18 protein-coding genes and 1 riboswitch are annotated in these 21707 nt (G+C 58.4%); of the genes, 10 read left to right on the top strand and 8 right to left on the bottom strand.

Annotation, left to right across the window (positions count from 1 at the left end; genetic code table 11):
• Nucleotides 1-97: 97 nt before the first annotated feature.
• Together ABLV12_RS12965 and metG are read right to left on the bottom strand one after the other, a co-directional pair.
• The gene (locus ABLV12_RS12965; RefSeq protein ID WP_053092355.1) at nt 98-601 is read right to left on the bottom strand and encodes a DUF1307 domain-containing protein; all 504 of its coding nucleotides are present in this window, start codon (nt 599-601) and stop codon (nt 98-100) included.
• A 148-nt stretch (nt 602-749) separates the two neighbouring features.
• Nucleotides 750-2783 (bottom strand): methionine--tRNA ligase, encoded by a 2034-nt coding sequence (gene metG / locus ABLV12_RS12960; protein ID WP_348867087.1) that lies wholly within the window; start codon nt 2781-2783, stop codon nt 750-752.
• Nucleotides 2784-2934: 151 nt separating this feature from the next.
• Between metG and apbC the strand changes: the two genes are divergently transcribed.
• Nucleotides 2935-4044, top strand: coding sequence for an iron-sulfur cluster carrier protein ApbC (apbC, locus tag ABLV12_RS12955; RefSeq protein ID WP_064396276.1), 1110 nt, complete (start codon nt 2935-2937; stop codon nt 4042-4044).
• Nucleotides 4045-4395: 351 nt separating this feature from the next.
• The gene (locus tag ABLV12_RS12950; protein WP_004103809.1) at nt 4396-4725 is read left to right on the top strand and encodes a hypothetical protein; all 330 of its coding nucleotides are present in this window, start codon (nt 4396-4398) and stop codon (nt 4723-4725) included.
• Between the two features lie 59 nt (nt 4726-4784).
• Here ABLV12_RS12950 and ABLV12_RS12945 read toward each other — a convergent pair whose 3' ends face one another.
• Entirely contained in the window at nt 4785-5102 is a 318-nt protein-coding gene (locus ABLV12_RS12945) for an RcnB family protein (protein ID WP_004103807.1), read from the bottom strand.
• A 169-nt stretch (nt 5103-5271) separates the two neighbouring features.
• On the opposite strand from ABLV12_RS12945, the gene ABLV12_RS12940 reads away from it, so the two are divergent.
• Nucleotides 5272-6192, top strand: coding sequence for a LysR substrate-binding domain-containing protein (locus ABLV12_RS12940; protein WP_348867086.1), 921 nt, complete (start codon nt 5272-5274; stop codon nt 6190-6192).
• A gap of 174 nt (nt 6193-6366) precedes the next feature.
• Here ABLV12_RS12940 and ABLV12_RS12935 read toward each other — a convergent pair whose 3' ends face one another.
• A complete protein-coding gene (locus tag ABLV12_RS12935; RefSeq protein WP_004103803.1) occupies nt 6367-7710 on the bottom strand; it encodes an NCS2 family permease in 1344 nt (447 codons plus the stop codon).
• Between the two features lie 2 nt (nt 7711-7712).
• Entirely contained in the window at nt 7713-9524 is a 1812-nt protein-coding gene (locus ABLV12_RS12930) for an adenine deaminase C-terminal domain-containing protein (RefSeq protein WP_224358545.1), read from the bottom strand.
• Between the two features lie 120 nt (nt 9525-9644).
• Here ABLV12_RS12930 and ABLV12_RS12925 point away from each other — a divergent pair, with 120 nt between their 5' ends.
• The 4 genes from ABLV12_RS12925 (at nt 9645) to fbaB (ending at nt 13832) form a co-directional block, all read left to right on the top strand.
• Nucleotides 9645-10571, top strand: a complete 927-nt coding sequence (locus tag ABLV12_RS12925) for a LysR family transcriptional regulator (protein ID WP_160887085.1) — start codon at nt 9645-9647, stop codon at nt 10569-10571.
• A 358-nt stretch (nt 10572-10929) separates the two neighbouring features.
• A riboswitch (TPP riboswitch) is annotated at nt 10930-11026 on the top strand.
• A gap of 34 nt (nt 11027-11060) precedes the next feature.
• Complete coding sequence (thiM, locus tag ABLV12_RS12920; protein ID WP_160887067.1) at nt 11061-11834, top strand: hydroxyethylthiazole kinase; 774 nt, start codon at nt 11061-11063, stop codon at nt 11832-11834.
• Entirely contained in the window at nt 11831-12631 is an 801-nt protein-coding gene (gene thiD / locus ABLV12_RS12915; RefSeq protein WP_016809241.1) for a bifunctional hydroxymethylpyrimidine kinase/phosphomethylpyrimidine kinase, read from the top strand. The genes thiM and thiD overlap by 4 nt, the downstream gene beginning before the upstream one ends.
• 148 nt (nt 12632-12779) lie before the next feature.
• Nucleotides 12780-13832 (top strand): class I fructose-bisphosphate aldolase, encoded by a 1053-nt coding sequence (gene fbaB / locus ABLV12_RS12910; RefSeq protein WP_004103793.1) that lies wholly within the window; start codon nt 12780-12782, stop codon nt 13830-13832.
• Between the two features lie 186 nt (nt 13833-14018).
• Here fbaB and ABLV12_RS12905 read toward each other — a convergent pair whose 3' ends face one another.
• Together ABLV12_RS12905 and ABLV12_RS12900 are read right to left on the bottom strand one after the other, a co-directional pair.
• Nucleotides 14019-15614 (bottom strand): FGGY-family carbohydrate kinase, encoded by a 1596-nt coding sequence (locus ABLV12_RS12905; protein ID WP_064396268.1) that lies wholly within the window; start codon nt 15612-15614, stop codon nt 14019-14021.
• A gap of 30 nt (nt 15615-15644) precedes the next feature.
• Nucleotides 15645-16394, bottom strand: a complete 750-nt coding sequence (locus tag ABLV12_RS12900) for an SDR family oxidoreductase (protein ID WP_004114038.1) — start codon at nt 16392-16394, stop codon at nt 15645-15647.
• A 257-nt stretch (nt 16395-16651) separates the two neighbouring features.
• On the opposite strand from ABLV12_RS12900, the gene ABLV12_RS12895 reads away from it, so the two are divergent.
• Complete coding sequence (locus ABLV12_RS12895) at nt 16652-17653, top strand: LacI family DNA-binding transcriptional regulator (RefSeq protein WP_047720875.1); 1002 nt, start codon at nt 16652-16654, stop codon at nt 17651-17653.
• A gap of 22 nt (nt 17654-17675) precedes the next feature.
• Here the strand turns inward: ABLV12_RS12895 and ABLV12_RS12890 are convergent, their stop codons facing one another.
• The gene (locus ABLV12_RS12890) at nt 17676-18617 is read right to left on the bottom strand and encodes a sugar-binding domain-containing protein (protein ID WP_004103788.1); all 942 of its coding nucleotides are present in this window, start codon (nt 18615-18617) and stop codon (nt 17676-17678) included.
• Nucleotides 18618-18823: 206 nt separating this feature from the next.
• On the opposite strand from ABLV12_RS12890, the gene dalD reads away from it, so the two are divergent.
• On the top strand, nt 18824-20191 hold the full coding sequence (dalD, locus tag ABLV12_RS12885; RefSeq protein WP_049128618.1) for a D-arabinitol 4-dehydrogenase: 1368 nt from the start codon (nt 18824-18826) through the stop codon (nt 20189-20191).
• A 9-nt stretch (nt 20192-20200) separates the two neighbouring features.
• The gene (gene xylB / locus ABLV12_RS12880) at nt 20201-21664 is read left to right on the top strand and encodes a xylulokinase (RefSeq protein ID WP_064383251.1); all 1464 of its coding nucleotides are present in this window, start codon (nt 20201-20203) and stop codon (nt 21662-21664) included.
• Nucleotides 21665-21707 lie beyond the last annotated feature (43 nt).

The following is a 21707-nucleotide window of genomic DNA, read 5'->3' as shown; positions in this document are numbered from 1 at the left end:
AATTTATAAAATGAAAAAGCGCTGCCGGAGCCGCGCGTTATGCCAGAGAAAACCTTTGATAGCCTACTGCAGGATAAGACGTGCGCGGACTCATCCGCTACTCAACCGCTTTGAATCCATCCTTGAGAATGAGGCGTTCAGATCGCGCCATCGAGAGATATTTTCCCGAACAATCAGTGATGTTTATTCCCGGCAGTTTACACAGCTCGCTGATTTTTGCTTTGCTGAAATCAATCGTCATATGTTCGCTGGCGCGATCGTCAAAATACTCAATAACATCGCTGACACCCTCAGTTTCCCGATAAGCCCCGGCAATTTGCTCGATGATCATTCTGGCATGTTCTTTATTTTTGGCGGCAAGAACATCATAGGGCAGGGTGTTTTCTGCCGTCTGGCGCAGGACGACATCGCCTTTATAGTAATAGGTGATTTTTACATCAACGCCGTTAAGATTGTTCGTGAAGGTCTGGTGTTGTTCCGGGGCATCACTTTCAGCAATCTTCTGCACAAACGTTTTATCTTCATTTTTATCGCAGCTTGCCAGACTGGCGCATAAAAAGAGGGCAACAAATAAGGGCTTCAATCTCGCGGTTGAGCGCATGGGAATTCCTTTTCCGCAAATCATTAGACTGTTGGATACTGTTGAACAGTGGGGCAGTATGAGGCGTGTCGGCAGCGATGAAAAGGCAGCAAGAGGATTTTCAGAATTTATAATAAAAAGCGCTGCCGGAGCAGCGCTGTATGCGGTATTACTTGACCTGCTGGCCTGGCTGGGCGCCGCTGTCCGGGCTTAACAGGAAGATATCTTTCCCGCCAGGGCCTGCGGCCATCACCATGCCTTCCGAGATGCCGAAGCGCATTTTACGCGGCGCCAGGTTGGCGACCATAACCGTCAGGCGGCCAATCAGCGCCTGCGGATCCGGGTAGGCGGAGCGGATGCCGGAGAAGACGTTGCGCTTCTCGCCGCCGAGATCCAGCGTCAGGCGCAGTAGCTTGTCGGAACCGTCCACGAACTCGGCGTTTTCAATCAGCGCGATGCGCATATCGACTTTGGCGAAATCGTCAAAGGTGATGGTGTCCTGAATCGGATCGTCCGCCAGCGGTCCGGTGACCGGCGCTGACAGCGCTTTCACTTCTTCTTTCGACGCTTCGACCAGCGCTTCCACCTGCTTCATTTCGATGCGGTTATACAGCGCTTTAAAGGCGTTAACCTTGTGACCGAGCAGCGGCTGCTGAATGGCCTCCCAGCTCAGTTCGCTGTTGAGGAACGCTTCGGCGCGGGCGGCCAGCTGCGGCAGAACCGGCTTGAGCCAGGTCATCAGCACGCGGAACATATTCAGGCCCATGGTGCAGATGGCCTGCAGATCGGCATCGCGGCCTTCCTGTTTGGCAACCACCCACGGCGCCTGCTCGTCAACGTAGCGGTTCGCCACGTCGGCCAGCGCCATGATTTCACGGATGGCTTTACCGAACTCGCGGCTATCCCACGCTTCGCCAATGCTTGCTGCGGCATCGGTGAAGGTTTTGTACAGCGCCGGATCGGCCAGCTCGGCGGACAGCATGCCGTCGAAACGCTTATTGATAAAACCGGCGTTGCGCGAGGCGAGGTTCACCACTTTGTTGACGATATCGGCATTAACGCGCTGCACGAAATCTTCCAGGTTCAGATCGATATCATCGATACGCGAAGAGAGCTTGGCGGTGTAGTAGTAGCGCAGGCTGTCGGCGTCAAAGTGGTTCAGCCAGGTGCTGGCCTTAATAAAGGTTCCGCGCGACTTGGACATCTTCGCGCCGTTGACCGTCACGTAGCCGTGAACGAACAGATTGGTTGGTTTGCGGAAGTTGCTGCCCTCCAGCATGGCCGGCCAGAACAGGCTGTGGAAGTAAACGATGTCTTTACCGATAAAATGATACAGCTCGGCGGTGGAGTCTTTCTTCCAGTACTCATCGAAGCTGGGGGCGTCGCCGCGCTTGTCGCACAGGTTCTTAAAGGAACCCATGTAGCCGATCGGCGCGTCCAGCCAGACGTAGAAATATTTACCCGGCGCGTTCGGGATTTCAAAGCCGAAGTACGGCGCATCGCGGGAAATATCCCACTGCTGCAGGCCGGACTCAAACCACTCCTGCATTTTATTCGCTACCTGCTCCTGCAGCGCGCCGCTGCGGGTCCACGCCTGCAGCATTTCGCTGAACGACGGCAGGTCGAAGAAGAAGTGTTCGGACTCGCGCATCACAGGCGTCGCGCCGGAGACGACCGATTTCGGTTCAATAAGCTCGGTTGGGCTGTAGGTCGCGCCGCATACTTCGCAGTTATCGCCGTATTGATCCGGTGATTTACACTTCGGACAGGTGCCTTTCACAAAACGGTCCGGCAGGAACATGCCTTTTTCCGGATCGTAGAGCTGGGAGATGGTGCGGTTTTTGATAAAACCGTTCTCTTTCAGACGCGTATAGATAAGCTCCGACAGCTCGCGGTTTTCGTCGCTGTGCGTGGAGTGATAGTTGTCGTAGCTGATGTCGAAGCCAGCAAAATCGGTCTGATGCTCCTGACTCATTTCGCCAATCATCTGTTCCGGGGTGATACCGAGCTGCTGCGCTTTCAGCATGATCGGGGTTCCGTGGGCGTCGTCGGCGCAGATGAAGTTGACTTCGTGGCCGCGCATTCGCTGGTAACGGACCCAGACATCAGCCTGGATGTGCTCCAGCATGTGGCCGAGGTGGATTGAGCCGTTTGCGTACGGCAGTGCGCACGTTACCAGTATTTTCTTCGCGACTTGAGTCATAGTGGGCATTACATCTTCTATTGTAAAAAGGGGGTTTGATGTTACCGCAAAGGCAATAATTTGGTAAGCCCAAAGCTTATGGTGGGGGAATTATTCCCTTTAAGGTAAACTTAACGCACAAGATTCAACTCACAATAACAAAGGAGTCGGGATGAGTTCGCAATCCCAGGCCAAATCCCCCGAACGTCTACGCGCGATGGTCGCCGGGACCCTGGCTAATTTCCAGCACCCAACCCTGAAACATAACCTCACTACGCTGAAGGCGCTGCATCACGTCGCCTGGCTGGACGAAACCGTGCATATTGAAATTCAGATGCCGTTCGTCTGGAATAGCGCCTTTGAAGCTCTGAAGGAGCAGTGCAGCGCCGAGCTGCTGCGCATTACCGGTGCCAAAGCTATCGACTGGAAGCTGACGCACAGCATCGCCACGCTTCAGCGGGTAAAAAATCATCCCGGTATCAACGGCGTGAAAAATATTATCGCTATCAGCTCCGGTAAGGGCGGGGTGGGTAAATCATCGACCGCGGTCAACCTGGCGCTGGCGCTGGCGGCGGAAGGGGCGAAAGTCGGCATTCTGGATGCCGATATTTACGGCCCGTCGATTCCGACCATGCTCGGCGCGGAAGATCAGCGTCCGACCTCGCCAGATGGGACCCATATGGCGCCGATTATGAAGTTCGGTCTTGCCACCAACTCTATCGGTTATCTGGTGACCGACGATAACGCTATGGTGTGGCGCGGGCCGATGGCCAGCAAGGCGCTGATGCAGATGCTGCAGGAAACCCTGTGGCCGGATCTCGATTATCTGGTGCTGGATATGCCGCCGGGTACCGGTGATATTCAGCTGACGCTGGCGCAAAATATCCCGGTTACCGGCGCGGTAGTGGTGACCACGCCGCAGGATATTGCCCTGATCGACGCCAAAAAAGGCATCGTGATGTTTGAAAAAGTCGAGGTACCGGTGCTGGGTATCGTGGAAAACATGAGCATGCATATTTGCAGCAACTGCGGGCACCACGAGCCTATCTTCGGTACCGGCGGCGCGCAAAAGCTGGCGGAGAAATACCACACCCAGCTGCTGGGCCAGCTGCCGCTGCACATCACTCTGCGCGAAGACCTCGACAAAGGGACCCCGACGGTAGTGGCGCGTCCGGAAAGCGAGTTTACCGAGACTTATCGTCAGCTGGCAGACCGCGTCGCGGCGCAGCTGTACTGGCAGGGGGAAGTTATCCCCGGTGAGATCGCCTTCCGCGCGGTATAGTCCACTCCCTATCCTGAACCGTGCGGCGCAAAGCGCCGTGCGGTTTTTTTACCTCCGCCGAACGCCGTTTTCTTTCGCTAAAATAATCACTGCGCGAATAATAGTGGTGTTAAATATTATTTATTTTTATTCACATTTGCTGATGTTGAGATTAATCAACAAAACATACTCTTAACATTGTTTTCCCTCCGCGCTTGTGCGAGCTTAATTAGCATAGCAGTGACCTATTTTAATTCGCCGAAAGGAATTTTATTTGGCTTTATTATTTGGCGGAATGTGGTAGTCATCAGTCATACGTCAATAAAAACGATGGAAGGAAAATATCGCCGTACTACATTTCCGGAGTGCATGATGAATAATATTGCTCTAATCGTTAAGTTGCGGGAACTTCTGGTCATCTTTATGCATTCGCGCACGCTGCCGGAGAAAGCCGCTGACGCGCTGCGTTATTGTCAGGAAAATATCCCGCTGGCTGACCTTCCGATTGGCGCTTATGGCGAATATTGTGAAATTTATGAACAAATAGTTTTTTTATCGGATGATAAAAGTCGCACTGCGCCGGATGATTTACTGCGCAGCGGCGGGGATCTGATACTCAGTATTTTAATGCTCTACGAACAGGTCGCTGCCTATATTGCCGTCGAGGAGTTTATGCACAAACAAAACCGCTTGAACGAATAGCGCTTTAGCAACGATAAAAGATATGCCAGCGGCAGAATTTGTCCGCTGGCGTTTCGTTTTTAGCGATGATAGAAAATTTCGCCATCGTAGATTTTGAGGATTTTCCCCTCGGTTTCGGTAATCAGGACGTAGCTCCCGCCCATGTAGGTCCAGCGCGTGCCGGCATCCGGCGCCGGCAGATTGCGCTGCTGCCACTGTTTGATATTGTATTCTGGCGTCAGGTACAGCGGCGGAACGGTATCGCCGATGTGGAATTGTTTAAAGTCTGCGGTCACTCCGTCCAGCTCATATTTCTGAATGCCGTCGCCGGTCGCCGCCCACGCTCCGCTGGTGCATGCCAACAGTACGCCCAGAAGCATCATTTTTGTTTTACGCATAGTTTCCTCATTATTATCCTGGACACTCAATCGCAGCCTCGTATGATTCCTGATACCTCAAGGAAATGGCAAGCGTTGGTTTCGTTAAAAGTGTAAGCAAACGGTGAGGCAACGATGTTTTTCGCCTGGTTGCGCCAGTTTTGAGAATAATCCGGGTTCGGGAGTGTCTATGTTAAGGCTGGAAGATCTGGCTCTGTTTGTCCGCGCTGCGGCGCTAAGCAGCTTCAGCGATGCGGCGCGAGAGGCCGGGCTGCAGCCGGCGCAGGTTAGTGCGGCGATCAAGCGTCTGGAAACGACGTTGAATATTCGTCTTTTTGCCCGTTCAACGCGGAGCCTGCGCCTGACGCCGGAAGGCGAGGTCTGGCTGCCCTACGCCACGCAGATGCTCGATACGCTGCACGCCGGGCTGCAAAAAATCCGCACGCCGGATGACGAAGTTCGCGGTACGTTACAAATTGCCGTGCCGTCCGATCTCGGGCGCAACCTGCTTCTGCGCGTTTTTCGCGGCTTTCGCCAGCGTCATCCTGCGCTGCGTCTGCGGATCCTGTTTTCCGATCATCGGACCGACGTGTTTAAAGATCCGGTGGACGTGGCCTTTCGCTACGGCGATAACGACGATGCTTCGTTTATCTCCCTGCCCGTCGCGCCCGATAACCGACGAGTGCTGGTGGCTTCGCCCGGCTGGATAGCTGAAAACGGCGAGCCGCAAACGCTGGAAGAGCTGGCGCGACATAATGCGCTCACCTACGTGCTGCGCGGCAGGGCGTTTGACCGCTGGCCGTTGAGCCGGGAAGGGAAAGTACACCACGTGCAGGTTTCCGGCACTATCGTGAGCGATGATGCGGAGGTGATTCGCCGCCTGGCGATTGCCGGTGAGGGGATTGCGTACAAATCTGAACTCGACGTCGGCGACGATATTCGTGCAGGGCGACTCCAGGTGCTGCTGCCGCACTACCAGGGCGACGTGGTGCCGCTGAATATGATTTGCCCGCACCGCAAACAGCTTTCGCCTGCGGTACGGCTGCTGTATGAGGCGGTGAAAGAGGCGTGCGAAGCGGTTAATTCCAGCGCGCTCTCTGCGGGCCGGTAGCCCGGATAAGGCGCGCCAGCGCCGCCTCCGGGAACGGTGTCGGGGTGAAGCATCGGCGTGGCTTTTCCCCGGTGGCGCTGCGCTGACCGGGCTACGAGTTCACAGCAATCTGCGGACAGGTAGCCCGGACAAGGCGCGTCAGCGCCGCCTCCGGGAGAACGATCGGCGCGAAGCTTAATGCTTCACCAGCGTGGCAAAGTAGTAGACCAGCGGAATCGCAAGGATCCACAGGCCGATGGGGATTTCCCGCCATTTGCCGGCGATGGTTTTGATCACGACATAAAACAGCAGCCCGCCGGCAATCCCGGTACCGAAGCTATTGGCAATCAGCGTAATCATCACCATCATCAGCACCGGCAGGCCGTCGGTGAAGTTTGCCAGATCCACTTTGCGCAGGCCGCTGAACATATTCAGGCCGATGAGGATCAGCGCAGGTGCGGTCGCCTCTTTCGGGATCATCAGCGCCACCGGCGTAAACAGCAGCATCAGGAGAAACATTACCGCCGCCGATAGCGCGGTTAACCCGGTTTTACCGCCGGCTTCCGCTGCCGCCGAGGATTCAATCAGCGCGGTCGCCGCCGGAATACCCAGCCAGGGACCTATAGCCGCAGCGATCGAGTCGACCATAAACGGGCGATTGATATGCGGCATATTGCCTTCTTCATCCAGCAGACCCGCTTCGCCGCCCACGGCCAAAGTGGTGCCCATCGTGGAAAAGAACTCTGAGGCGAAAAAGACGAACAGGAACGGCAGAAAGGCGATATTCAGCGCGCCCAGCATATCGATTTGCCCCAGCACCGGCGTCAGCGAATGCGGCATATCGATAAAACTGCCCGGGAGTCTGGTAACGCCCATCGGAATACCGACCAGGGTTGCAAAGAGAATCGCCCACAGAATCGAGCCGGGGATTTTTCTTGCCTGCAGGGCAATGGCCAGAAACAGCCCGCAGAGCGCAACCAGCGCCCCCGGCGAAAGGAAATCCCCGAGCATCAGGGCGTTGGTTTTGGCGTTAGCCAGCACCAGTCCGGCGTTACGGAAGCCCAATACCGCGACGAACAGCCCAATGGACGCCGTCAGACCGAGCTTGATCGACTGCGGCACCGAACGGGTTACCACTTCACGCAGGCCGAATTTGGTCAGCAGGAAAAACAGAATCCCCGACCAGCAGGCGATACCAAGCCCGATCTGCCAGCCAATGCCTTCGCTGCCCGCCAGCGTGACGCCGACCAGCACCGAACCGCCGATGCCCGGCCCGACGATAAACGGCAGGTTGGCATAAAACGCCATCAGCAGCGTGCCGCCGACGAACACCAGAATCGTGCCGGTGGTTGCCGCGCCTTTATCCATCCCGCCCACCGCCAGCAGGCCGGGGATAACCACCAGTAGATAGGCGGCGGCGAGAAAACCGGTGATGCCCGCGAGGCATTCGGTGCGCAGCGTGCTGCCGCGGGAATACAAGGCAAAACGGCGCTCCAGCCAGCTTCCCTGCGCGGATGAGTTAAGGGTATTGTCGGCCATGCTCAGGCTCCCTGATGTTTATTGTTGTGTTCTGTGTGTTCCGGGATTTCCCGGCAGTCTATCAGCGGCTCGACTATCTGGCGGGTGCTGCCGTCGGTCAAACCTAAATCTGTTAAATGCGGCCCGGCGTTACAGGCAAGGCAGGTACCCTCAATAGCCTTAAACACGCGATAGGGCGGCTCCCAGTCGGCGACTTCCGCGCTCAGGTCGCGAAGCTGGCGGAACTCTCTGGCCAGCTCCGGGGCGGGTAAGTCAGAAAGCATCCCGGCGATCGGCATCGCCACGTGGGCAAGGATTTTTCCCTGCTGCGACAGCGCCATGCCGCCGCCGGATTCGATCAGGCGGTTCGCCGCCAGCGCCATCTCGTCGGCATCGCGTCCGAGCACGACCAGGTTATGAGAATCGTGGGAGTAGCTGGTGGCGATGGCGCCGCGCAGTTCGCCCCAGCCTTCCAGCAGCGCAATTTGCGGCGTCGCCTGGTGACGACCGTGGCGGTGCTTAACCCAAATCAGGCTAAATCCTTCCGGGATTTGCACCCGGCCATCGCGGACCTGCACCTCAGCTTCTCCCCACTGGGTAAAGCGCGCGCCGCGAATATGCCGCAGACGGGCGACGCCGTGGCGAATGGCGCCAACGCGGAGGATAAAATCGTCAGGGCTGAGCGGCGGCATCTGCAGGGTATCGCGCGGCGGGGTAACGCCCGCCGCCGACGGAATGGGTTGAAGCAGGGCGCCATCGCGGGCAATCAGCTTACCGGCGACGTAAACTTCCTGCGCGTTGAGTCGGGATAAAGAATCGAAAACTACCAGATCGGCGCGGCGTCCGGCAGCAATCAGCCCCAAATCGTTACGCTGCAGACGGATCGCCGCGTTTAAGGTGGCGAAGCGCAGGACGTCGGTAGCCGGCAGTCCGTGCTCAATCAGCAGGTTGAGCAGGGCGATAATGCCGCCTTTTTCCAGCAGCATATCCGGCGGCACATCGTCGGTGCAGACGGTGATTTGCGAGGAGAGATGCGGCAGCGTTTTCAGCGCGTTAACGATATCCGGCAGCAGGTAAGGGTGCGAGCCGCGAATTTCGATAGTCAGCCCGGCGCGCAGTTTTTCCAGCGCATCGGCCGCCGAGGTGAGCTCATGATCGGAGGTGACCCCGGCGGCAAGATAGGCTTGCAGATCCGCGCCGCTCAAACCGCGCGCGTGGCCTTCGATCAGCTTGCCGCTGTTCAACCCGGCCTGAACGATCTCCTGCATCCGCTCGCTGCCGTGCAGCACGCCGTGCATATCCATCACTTCAGCAACGCCGCAGACTTCCGGCCAGGCCAGCATGGTTTCCATCTCCGCGCCGGCGAAATCGGCGCCGGACATCTCCAGTCCCGGCGTCGACGGCACGCTGGAAGGCGCCGCAACCATCACCTGCAGCGGCAGATGGCGGCTGGCAGCGACGGCGTAGCGCACGCCTTCGACGCCCAGTACGTTGGCCAGCTCGTGCGGGTCCCAGAATACTGCCGTGGTGCCCTGAGCCAGCACGATTTCGGCATAGCGTTCAGGCGGCAGGTGAGAGCTTTCAAGGTGAACGTGCGTATCCATCAGCCCCGGCGACAGGAAACATCCCGCCAGCGAGCGGCGTTCGAGGGCATCGGAGCGGCTGCCGCGCGGATGCACGCTGGCGATCGTTTCACCGACGATCCCGACGTCGGCCTCGCGGATTTCTCCGGTGGCCATGTCGACAATCTGCGCGTCGGTTAATAATAAATCGAACGGGGATTCTCCGCGCGCGGCCTGGACGGCGCGGCGGCGGGTTTCAGCACTGCTGGACATAACAACTCCGGCACAAGGATAATGGGGATACTCTAGGGGCAGAGCAAACGTTTGCCCAGATGAATAAATTTATCGCCCGATAACTTCGGGTTATTCTGCATGCTCACCGTTGACGAAAACATGATGACCGAACCCTGGCAGCGGCTGCCCGCGCTCTCTCTCAAGCAGATTCAGTACTTTGTGACCCTGGCCCAGCTGCGTCACTTCACCGACACCGCTAACCGGCTGGCTATCAGCCAGCCGGCGCTAAGCAGCGCGCTGCGGCAAATCGAGACGGTGCTCGGCGGCAAGCTGGTCAACCGTACCGCTTCGGCGGTGACCTTAACCGAGCTGGGGGCGGCGATTTTGCCCCACGCCCGGCGAGTGTTGAGCGTGGCGCAGCTGGCTTTTCAGGATATGCAGCAGATAGTCGAAGCCGGCGGCGACGGAACGGTGCGTATTGGCTTAGTGCCTTCGGTGAGTTCGCTGCTGTTTCCGCTGCTGCCGCAAACGCTGGCCCAGGCGTTTCCGCGCCTGAGGGTGGAGTTTCACGATCAGACCAACGACGCCCTGTTCTGCGAGCTGCAGTCGGGAAAGATAGATTTTGCCGTTGGCGCAATAGACAGTTCGTTACCGTCTGAGCTGCAGGTTTATCCTCTGCGCGAAGATCCGTTTGTGGCGGTGCTGCACGGCGGCGATCCGCTGGCCGGGCAGCCGCATCTGCCGTGGAAGCTGCTCGCGGGGCGCGATATCGCGGTGTTTTCAAAGGGCAATATTCAGCGTCTGGTCGGCGCGCTGGCCGAGAGCCATCGCCTCACGCTGAATACGCGTTATCAGGTTGACTATATCGAGACGCTTTACGGCCTGGTGCGCTCGCGGCTGGCGGTGGCGATTCTGCCTGAGCTTTATACTACCCACCTTCAGGATCCGGCGTTAAAGGTGGCGCAGCTTCAGCAGCCCGCGCTGACGCGAACCGTGGCGCTGATGCGCGGACCGCAGCCTCTGCCGCCGCTGATCGAGGAATGTTTTGCACTATTACTGAGTTCGCTGCGGGAAGTGAATCTATAGCGGGCGTTGCTCTCTCTACGGCTTGTGGTGAAATGCGAGAGAGGTAACGAAATAGTTTTTGTACCCTTTAAAATCAAAGGGTTATGCCTCTTTAAAAAATTAATTTGTTGCAGAAATGTCAGTAGATTATTCCGTGCGAATAAAGTTGATATAAAACAATAGGATACATTTAGAGAGTTCCCCGCGCGAGCGGGGATAAACCGGGCGCGCCAGGCCCTGGAAAATCTCAGACAGAGAGTTCCCCGCGCGAGCGGGGATAGTCCTTCCCCATGCATGTTGGAACAAATCTTGCCGAGCCGTACCGGCTTGCGTTGTCCGGCGACTTACCGTAACCTGCCCGCTGAGAACGTTTTTATCTCTCAATGACTCGGGGTGCCCTTCCTTGTGAAGGCTGAGAAAAACCCGTACCACCTGATCTGGATAATGCCAGCGTAGGGAAGTCAGAGACCGCAGGGTCGTCGCTTCTTCATCGCCTGGCGGGAGCAAACGATGTCTGACCTGCTGAACCCCGCGCATATTGCCCATCTGCGGCACCTTTTTCACCGCCATTCTCCTCTTGTTCACTGCATGACCAACGACGTGGTGCAGACCTTTACCGCCAACGTCCTGTTAGCGATTGGCGCATCGCCGGCCATGGTTATCGATCCGGGCGAAGCCAGCCAGTTTGCCGCCATTGCCGATGCGCTGCTGATTAATGTCGGCACGCTGACCGTTGAGCGTGCGGAGGCGATGCGCGCGGCGGCGCGTAGCGCAACGCAGGCGGGCAAACCCTGGACGCTGGACCCGGTAGCGGTCGGCGCGCTGACCTTACGGACAGAATTTTGTCTGGAGCTGCTGGCGCTGCAGCCTGCCGCCGTTCGCGGTAATGCGTCGGAAATCATGGCGCTGGCCGGAATGAGCGGCGGCGGGCGCGGCGTCGATACGACCGATACCGCCGCCGCAGCGCTGCCCGCAGCCCAGGCGTTAGCCCGCCAGCTGAATACCGTGGTCGCGGTGACCGGGGAGGTTGATTACGTCACCGACGGCCAGCGCATTCGCATGGTCACCGGCGGCGATCCGCTGATGACCCGGGTGGTCGGCACCGGCTGCGCGCTGTCGGCGGTGGTTGCCGCCGCTGCGGCGATGCCCGGCGATCGGCTGGAGAACGTGGCCGCGGCCTGCGGTCTGATGAAGCTCGCGGGGGGGGAAGCGGCGCTGCAGGGCGGCCCCGGCAGCTTTACTCCCGCCTTCCTCGATGCGCTCTATGCGGGAGGCGATCTGTGAAACGAATTAATGCGCTAACCATCGCCGGCACCGACCCGAGCGGCGGTGCGGGGATCCAGGCGGATCTCAAAACCTTCTCGGCGCTGGGGGCATACGGCTGCTCGGTCATCACCGCGCTGGTGGCGCAAAACACCCTTGGCGTCCAGTCGGTTTATCGTATAGAGCCTGATTTTGTCGCCGCGCAGCTCGATTCCGTCTTCAGCGATGTGCGCATCGATACCACCAAAATCGGGATGCTGGCGGAAACTGATATCGTTGAAGCGGTGGCGGAACGGCTGGCGCGTTATCAGATTAAAAATGTGGTGCTGGATACGGTCATGTTGGCGAAAAGCGGCGATCCGCTGCTCTCGGCGTCGGCGGTGGAAACGCTGCGCCAGCGCCTGCTGCCGCAGGTCTCGCTGATCACTCCGAACCTGCCGGAAGCGGCGGCGCTGCTGGATGCGCCGCATGCCAGAACGGAACAGGAGATGCTGGAGCAGGGCAGAGCGCTGCTGGGAATGGGCTGCGGAGCGGTATTAATGAAAGGCGGCCATCTCGATGATGCGGAAAGCCCGGACTGGCTGTTTACCCGCGAAGAGGAGCGGCGTTTTACCGCGCCGAGAGTCCAGACTAAAAATACCCACGGTACCGGCTGTACGCTATCGGCGGCGCTGGCGGCCCTGCGTCCGCGTTACGAGGATTGGGGGCGAACCGTGGCGGAAGCTAAGGGCTGGCTCTCGGCGGCGCTGGCGCAGGCGGATTCGCTGGAAGTGGGACACGGCATCGGTCCGGTACACCATTTTCACGCCTGGTGGTAAACGGCAAGACAACGGGTCAGCAGACTATGCTGAAAAAATAGGCTCCCGGCTGGAAAATCTGCTGAGTCGGTACCAGGCTTAACCTGCCCAAAATAATTGGGTTGGGAAAATGCATGCCGGTTTCGACCGGCACTTACGGGAGATAGCTATGACTGATATTACGCAGTTGCTTGGCAAAGATGCCGACACGCTTTTACAGCACCGCTGTATGACAATTCCAGCCGACCAGCTCTATTTACCGGGGGCGGATTACGTCGATCGGGTGATGGTTGATAACAACCGTCCGCCGGCGGTGCTGCGTAATATGCAAACCCTGTATAACACCGGCCGCCTGGCGGGAACCGGCTATCTGTCGATCCTGCCGGTCGACCAGGGCGTAGAGCATTCTGCTGGCGCCTCTTTTGCCGCCAACCCGCTGTACTTTGATCCGAAAAATATCGTCGAACTGGCCATTGAGGCCGGTTGTAACTGCGTGGCCTCCACCTATGGCGTGCTGGCCTCGGTGTCGCGCCGCTATGCGCACCGCATTCCCTTCCTGGTCAAGCTGAACCATAACGAAACGCTGAGCTACCCGACCGAATATGACCAGACGCTGTATGCCAGCGTCGAGCAGGCGTTCAATATGGGGGCCGTGGCGGTCGGGGCGACGATCTATTTCGGTTCCGAACAGTCCCGTCGGCAAATCGAAGAGATTTCCGCCGCTTTTGAGCGCGCGCACGAGCTTGGCCTGGTGACCGTGCTGTGGGCCTATTTGCGTAATTCGGCGTTTAAGAAAGATGGCGTCGACTACCACGTTTCCGCTGACTTAACCGGTCAGGCCAACCACCTGGCGGCGACCATCGGCGCGGATATCGTGAAGCAGAAAATGGCGGAAAACAACGGCGGCTATAAAGCGGTGAACTTCGGCTATACCGATGACCGGGTTTATAGCAAGCTCACCAGCGATAATCCGATCGACCTGGTGCGTTACCAGCTGGCGAACTGCTATATGGGCCGCGCCGGGCTGATTAACTCCGGCGGCGCGGCGGGCGGGGAAACCGATCTGTCCGACGCCGTGCGCACCGCGGTTATCAATAAGCGCGCGGGCGGCATGGGGCTGATTCTGGGCCGTAAGGCGTTTAAAAAATCGATGGCCGACGGCGTGAAGCTGATTAATGCCGTGCAGGATGTTTATCTGGACGGCAAAGTCACCATCGCTTAACAGGCTATCTAACCCTTAAAGGCAACAGCGTCGTCTGCCTTCCCCGGCGGCGCTGCGCCTGACCGGGCTACCGGCTCACCGCCGTCTGCGGCCCGGAGGCCCCATCGAGAGCAGGGTGCGGATTCACAGTTATCTGCGGGCCGGTAGCCCGGACAGGCGCGTCAAGCGCCGCCTCCGGGTTCCTGCTTACTCGCGAATCAGCCGCGCCGTGTGCTGTAGCATTTTATACGCCTCATAGCGCCGCTGATGATCGGCGCTAAATTGTTCTACGCAGCGGTAGGTTTTATCCACCCGGGTAAACTGCTTCATCGCTTCTGGCAGGGAAGGCGCGATATGACCGGCCACCGCGCCAAGAATCGCCGAACCTAACAGCACCGGTTCACTGGATTCGGTACTCACCACGTTCACTCCGCAGGCGTCTGCCAGCAGCTGGCGCACCAGCGGATGCTGACCGGCCCCGCCGCTGATGACGATATTCTCGCTGCGGATGCCGCACGCCTTCTGGGCGTCAATAATCTGCCGCAGACCGTAGCCGATGCCGCACAATCCGGCGACGTAGAGCGCCATCAGATTGTCCAGATCCCGCTCCATCCCCAGCCCGGCGATAATCGCTTTCGCCTGCGGATCGGCCAGCGGCGCCCGGTTACCTAAAAACTCGGGCACCACGTGCAGGCCGTCGGCAAGTTTGACCGCCGCTGACGGATTATCTACCTTCGCCAGCACGCTATCGGCAAGATAAACCGGTAGCGGGACGCCGCGCGCTTTGGCCAGCGACTTAGCTTCTGCGGCGGCGGGATGGAAGCTCAACAGCTGGTCGATGGCCGCTCCGGCCGCGCTCTGACCACCTTCACTCAGCCAGAACCCTGGCACCATCGCCGAGTAATACGGCCCCCAGACGCCGGGCACGAATACCGCTTCCTGAGTAGTGGTCATGGTGCAGGAGGAGGTACCGAAGACGTAGGCCATATTGTTAACCGCGCCGTTAAGCACGCCGACGGTGCCGATGCCGCCCGCGTGGGCGTCAATCATACCGACCGCTACCGGCGTACCGATCGGCAGCCCCATCTCCTCTGCCGCCGTGGCGCAAAGGCCGTCGCCGCAGGGGGTTCCCGGATCGACAATCCGCTGGCCGATGCGGACAAAATCTTCATCCGCCAGCTCTTCGAGGCCAATCTGGCGGAAGTAGCTGGCATCCCAGCGTTGTTCATGCGCCAGGTAGGTCCATTTACAGGTCACAGTACAGACCGAGCGGGCTAAATCGCCGGTCGAGCGCCAGGTGAGATAATCGGGGAGGTCGAAGAAGTGGCGCGCCTGCTGATAAATGTGCGGGCGGTGCTCCTTCAGCCAGAGAAGTTTCGGCGTTTCCATCTCCGGCGAGATTTTGCCGCCAACGTACTGCAGCACCGCGTGGCCCGTGGCGTTAATCTTTTCCGCCTGGCCGGTGGCGCGATGATCCATCCAGACAATAATGTTACGGTCCGCATCTTCCGAAGGCCCGACCGCCAGCGGCGCGTCGTTATCGCCAATCACTACCAGCGAGCAGGTGGCATCGAAGCCGATCCCGGCAATCGACGATGGAGGGACCCCGGCGCTGGCCACCGCCGTTTTAATGCAGTAGCACACCGCCTGCCAGATCTCGCGGCTTGACTGTTCGACCACGCTTCCGGCGCTGCGAAACAGGGTAATTTCCCGGGTTGCGTGGGCGAGAAGTTCGCCACGCAGGTCGAATACGCCGGCGCGAACGCTGCCTGAGCCAACATCGACGCCAATAATATGTTGCATAATATCCTCTCACACAGTCTGGTTGAACGGTCAGAGATCCACGCTGTTCGGCAGGATCACAATGTCGCGTACGGTGACGTTTTTCGACCGCGTCACCATAAACAGCACCGACTCGGCCACTTCGATCGGTTGCATCAGGCTGCCGTTGGCCAGCGCTTCGTCCATTTTGGCTTTCGGCCAGTCGTCCAGCAGGGCGGTGACTACCGGGCCAGGCAGCACGGCGCCGACGCGCACGCCGTACTGTGAAACCTGGCGACGGGTGGTATGAACAAACGCCTGGACAGCAAATTTCGACGCGGTATAGATAGGCTCCCAGATCACCGGCACCACGCCCGCGATAGAGCTGGTGAAGATAATGTCCCCGGACTTTTGCGCGATAAGATGCGGCAGGACGCTACGCACGCAGCGGAAGGCGGCGTTGGTATTGAGATGCAGCACGCGATCCCAGACGTCCGGATCGCCCTCGGCCACCGGTCCGCCGATATAAGCTCCGGCGTTGGCGTGGAAAATATCAAGACGCCCGGTGAGCTGCAAAATTCCCTGCAGAAGGTTATCAACCTGATCCGCCTGCATCAGGTCAACCTGCAGGGCGAAGGCGTTTTCACCGAGTTCGGCAACAAGTTTATTGAGCTTTTCCCCTTCACGGTCGATAAGCACCACTTTTGCGCCGGCGCCCAGCAGGGTTCTGGCGCATTCGAGGCCAATACCGGACGCCGCGCCGGTAATGGCGGCGACTTTACCGCTAAGGGAAGTATTCATAGAGGAGACAGAGTGGTTCATTTTATAATCCTTTACAGAGTCTGGTTGGCACTGTCGAGCGCGAGGGCATCGCGTTCGACGTTAGAGACGAAAACTTGTTAAGGTATTGAATATGAGCGTCATTTCTGCAGGTTTTCTGGAATATTAATGCTGAATGCGTTAATACTTCGGAAAGTAAAATGGAAGCTCAATCGATGAAGCTCATGTTGCGCTAGCTTCATCGATTGAGCAAGTGGGGAAATTAACAGCGAAATGATTTTGTGACGCAAGTTGGGAAAATGAAGAAAATCACGATTTACGACCTGGCGGAACTTTCCGGCGTTTCGGCGAGCGCGGTGAGCGCTATCCTCAACGGCAACTGGAAAAAGCGCCGCATCAGCGCAAAGCTTGCCGAAAAGGTGACGCGGATTGCCGAGGAGCAGGGCTACGCGATTAACCGCCAGGCCAGCATGCTGCGCAGCAAAAAATCGCGCGTCATCGGCATGATTATCCCCAAATACGATAACCGCTATTTCGGTTCGGTCGCCGAACGCTTTGAGGAGATGGCTCGCGAACGGGGCCTGCTGCCGATTATCACCTGTACGCGCCGAAGCCCCGAGCTGGAGCTCGAAGCGGTGAAAGCGATGCTCTCCTGGCAGGTTGACTGGGTGGTGGCGACCGGGGCGACCAATCCGGATAAAATTTCCGCTCTATGCCAGCAGGCGGGCGTGCCAACGGTCAATCTCGATCTACCGGGGACTATCGCACCGTCGGTGATTTCGGATAACTACGGCGGCGCGAAAGCGCTGACCCATAAGATCCTGGCGAATAGCGCTCGCCGCCGGGGAGAGATAGCGCCGCTGACGTTCATTGGCGGGCGCAGCAGCGACCATAACACCAGCGAACGTTTACGCGGCTTCCACGACGCGCATCGCGAGCAGGGGCTGAGCGTGCCGCAGGCGAACATTCTGGCTCCCGGCTATTCGAAAGGCAAAGTCGAAGCCTGCCTGCAGGAGCGGTTTGGCACCGCGAAGGTTCCGTTGCAGGGAATATTTGTCAACTCAACGATATCGCTGGAGGGGGTCGTACGTTGGCTGTCGCAGGCAGGACTCACCGGCAGCGAGCAGCCGCCGATGGGCTGCTTCGACTGGGACCCGTTTGTCTATCTGCTGGGGCACGATATCGACATGGTGCAGCAGGACGTGCCGGCGATGCTGGAAGCGGTGTTTACGATTATCGACTCCGGCGATGCCGGCCAGCAGCGGATTGAAATTCCGCCGCTACTGATGAGCAGCAGCTGAGTCGCTATCTGGCTGTTTGAGCTTAGCGCGTCAGCAGCCAGCGGGCGGTGTGCTCGTCGGTCACCAGACCGTTGATCCAGCCGCCTTTAAGCGCCGCCAGAATCGCCGGGCGTTTGTACTCGCCGCATGCCACCGCGATGCGCGGACACTGATTCTGGCGGATATCGTAGCTGGTGATCATTCTGTTGATTTCGCTATCCACCACTCCGCCTTCGGCATCGATAAAGCGCCCCATAATCTCGCCGATACCGCCTTGCGCCGTCACTTCATCCATCTGGGCCTGATTGATAAAGCCGTCTTTAAAAATAGGGCTTTGGGTGCCTAATGGCCCAATGCCGACAAAAATAACGTCCGCCTGGCGGGCGACGGCGGAGACGCTGCGGAACAGCCGGCTGGTACACCACATGTCGTACTCTTCCTGCGTCTGCGCGTAGCGCGGCGCGGGCCACTGATAGTACTTCGCCTTAATTTTGCTGGTCAGCAGCAGCGGGACATCATCGTAATAGTTGCACTGACCGTCGGCGTCCATGGCGCTGATCAGCGCGACGCAGCGGGTATTCTGGCTGTCGAAATCGATACGCTGCAGCGCTTTTTTCAGGGTCAGGCCGGAACCCAGACCGATGATTTTCTCTTTATCGTCCTGCAGGTAGCGGGCCATCAGCTGATAGCAACCAAAGGAGACGCTATCCAGGGTGCTTTCTTCACTAAAGGCGGGCACGATATTGCACTCGATAAGCCGGTACTTTTCCTGCAGTAACAGCGCATAATCGAGGCAGTTGGCCACCGGATGATGCAGCCCGATCGACACAATCCCTTCTTCTTTCGCGGCGGCGATCAGCCGCTGTACCACCGGCCTCGACGTGCCAAGCTGGCTGGCGATCTCGCTCTGGTTCTGCCCGGCAATGTAGTACATCCACGCGGCGCGGACCTTTTGATCCAGCCGAATATCATCTTCTTTGCTCATGGTTTCCTGCCCTAAGTTTCTGGCCGCGGCGATAATTTCGCCCGGCGAATAACCGCATTCTCGCCGTGGTTGGTAAAACTGGCAAGCTTTTGCTCTTTTCTGGTCAATTGTAATTTTAATGGGTAATTGTTCTTTTGTGATCCGTGGCTCTTATTTTGGTCAAATGATCATTTACAGTGACGCCATCAACTCAAGGAGAGCAGAACATGAACAATCAATTCACATGGCTTCACATTGGTCTGGGTTCTTTTCATCGCGCCCATCAGGCGTGGTATCTGCATCGTCTGATTGCTTCCGGAGATAAGCGCTGGCACATTGCGGCGGGGAATATCCGCAACGACGCCGAGCAGGTGGTCCAGGCGCTGGCAGCGCAGGGTGGGCGCTACGTGCTGGAAACCGTCAGCCCTGAAGGGGAACGTGAATATGAAGAGATCACCTCAATTCAGAAACTGCTGCCGTGGCAGGCCGGGCTCAAGCCGCTGATTAACGAAGGGGCAAACCCGCAGACCAAAGTTATCGCCTTCACCGTGACGGAAGGCGGCTACTACCTGAATACCCGCCATAAGCTGGAAACCAGCAACCCCGACTTGCAGGCCGATCTGGCAGGGGAGTGCAAAACGATTTACGGCACTATTGCGCGGATCCTGGAAAAGCGTATGGCGGACAACGCCGGGCCGCTGACTCTGCTGAACTGCGATAACGTGCGCCATAATGGCGAGCGCTTCCACGACGGCATGGTTGAGTTCCTGCAGCTAACCGGCAAGCAGGCGGTGATTGACTGGATGGCCGCCAACACGACCTGCCCGAACACCATGGTCGACCGTATCACTCCGCGTCCGGCGGCAGATCTGCCCGCGCGCGTCAAAGCGCAAACCGGCATTGACGATAGCGCGCCGGTGATGGGTGAGACCTTCATCCAGTGGGTGGTGGAAAACCATTTCCGCGATGAGCGCCCGAATCTGGAAGCGGTTGGCGTGGAGATGGTTGCATCGGTTATTCCTTATGAAGAGGCGAAAATTCGCATTCTGAACTCGTCGCATAGCTGCATTGCGTGGGCGGGGACGTTAATCGGCCAGCAGTATATTCATGAAAGTACGCTAACGGATTTCATCTACGCCATTGCCGACCGCTACGTTACGGAAGATGTGATCCCCTGCCTTGGCGATAACGGCATTGATTTACCAACCTATCGCGACGTGGTGCTTAAGCGCTTTACCAACCCGTATATCCAGGACACGAACCAGCGCGTTGCCGCCGACGGTTTCTCGAAAATTCCGGCGATGATCGCCCCAACCCTGCAGGAGTGCTACCAGCGCGGCGCCCGCCCGGAAGCGACCGCGATGCTGCCCGCGCTGTTCTTCGTCTTTATGGAACAGTGGCATAAGGGAAGTCTGCCGTATGAATACCAGGACGGCATTCTTGACGCGCAGGCGGTGCATCAGATGTTCGAAGCCAGCGATCCGCTGGCGCTGTATGCCCGCGATAAAGCGCTATTTGGCGAACTCGCTGAAAACGCCGATTTCCTCGCGCTGATGCGCGAAAAAGTCGCGGCAGTTTATACGCTGATTAACTAAGAGGTGGCTATGTATCTGGGTATCGATCTTGGCACATCGGAAGTGAAAGCGCTGGTCATTGATGAGAACAATGAGGTTATCGCCAGCCATAGCGCGCCGCTGAGCATTCAGCGGCCTCACCCGCACTGGTCAGAACAGTCGCCGCAGTCATGGTGGGAGGCGACAGAGTATCTGATGACCACGCTGCGGGAAAAATGCGCCCAGCACTGGCCAGCCATTAAGGCCATTGGCCTTTCCGGGCAGATGCACGGCGCGGTCCTGCTGGATGCCGGCGGGGAGGTCATTCGCCCGGCAATCTTGTGGAACGACACCCGCTGCGCCGCGGAGTGTGCGGAGCTGGAGGAGATGGCGCCGGAGCTGCATCAGGTGGCGGGAAACCTGGCGATGCCCGGCTTTACCGCACCGAAGCTGCTGTGGGTACGCCGTCATGAGCCGGAACACTTTCAGCGCACCGCCACGGTACTGCTGCCGAAAGATTATCTGCGCTACCGGATGACCGGGAAGAAAGTCTCCGATATGTCCGACGCCGCCGGGACGCTGTGGCTGGACGTGGCGAAGCGCGACTGGTCCGACTCGCTGCTGGATAAATGCGGCCTGTCGCGCAGCCAGATGCCGACGCTGGTCGAAGGCTGCGAGGTTTCCGCGACCCTTGACCCGCAGGTGGCTGAACGCTGGGGGCTGAACGCCTCGGTAGCGGTTGCCGGCGGCGGTGGCGATAACGCGGTCAGCGCCATCGGCGTCGGGGCGGTTTCACCAGGGGATGCGTTTATTTCGCTCGGTACCTCCGGCGTGCTGTTTGTGGTAACCGACGCCTATCGTCCGGCTCCGCAGTCGGCGGTCCATGCGTTTTGTCACGTTCTGCCGAATCTATGGCATCAGATGAGCGTGATGCTCAGCGCCGCCAGCTGTTTGCAGTGGTTCTGCCGCCTGACCGGCACCACGGAAGTGGCGCTGCTGGAGGAGATTGCCGAGCTTAGCGAAGAGGAGAAGGCCCATGCGCCGTTCTTCTTACCCTATCTCTCCGGCGAACGTACGCCGCACAACGATCCTGACGCGCGCGGCATGTTCTGGGGCATGACCCACTCCAGCCTGCGCGCCCAGCTCGGCTATGCGGTGCTGGAAGGGGTGAGCTTTGGGATCAACGACGGTCTGCAGGTGTTGAAAGAGAGCGGTACGCAGATCGAACAATGTTCGCTGGTTGGCGGCGGCGCCCGCAGCCCGTTCTGGGCGCAGCTGTTGGCCGATATCCTCGATATGCCGGTGGTGACCCACAAAGGCGGAGAGACCGGCGGCGCGCTGGGCGCGGCGCGGCTGGCCTGTCTGGCGGCGGGCAAACCAATTACCGCGGTATGTGAAAAACCGGAGATCTGGCAGACCTGGCGTGCGGACCCGGTACGCCATCAAACCCTGATGCGGCGCTATGCGCAGTTTAAGGCCCTGTATTTAAACGATCTGAACTATCGGCAGCACTAATTTTTATCACCATAACCGCTCCGGCGATCTGACCGGAGCGGCC

Origin of the sequence: Klebsiella sp. CN_Kp100 (assembly GCF_040065315.1) — a bacterium.
Taxonomy (GTDB): domain Bacteria; phylum Pseudomonadota; class Gammaproteobacteria; order Enterobacterales; family Enterobacteriaceae; genus Klebsiella; species Klebsiella oxytoca.
This window is presented reverse-complemented; position numbering and strand designations above follow the sequence as displayed.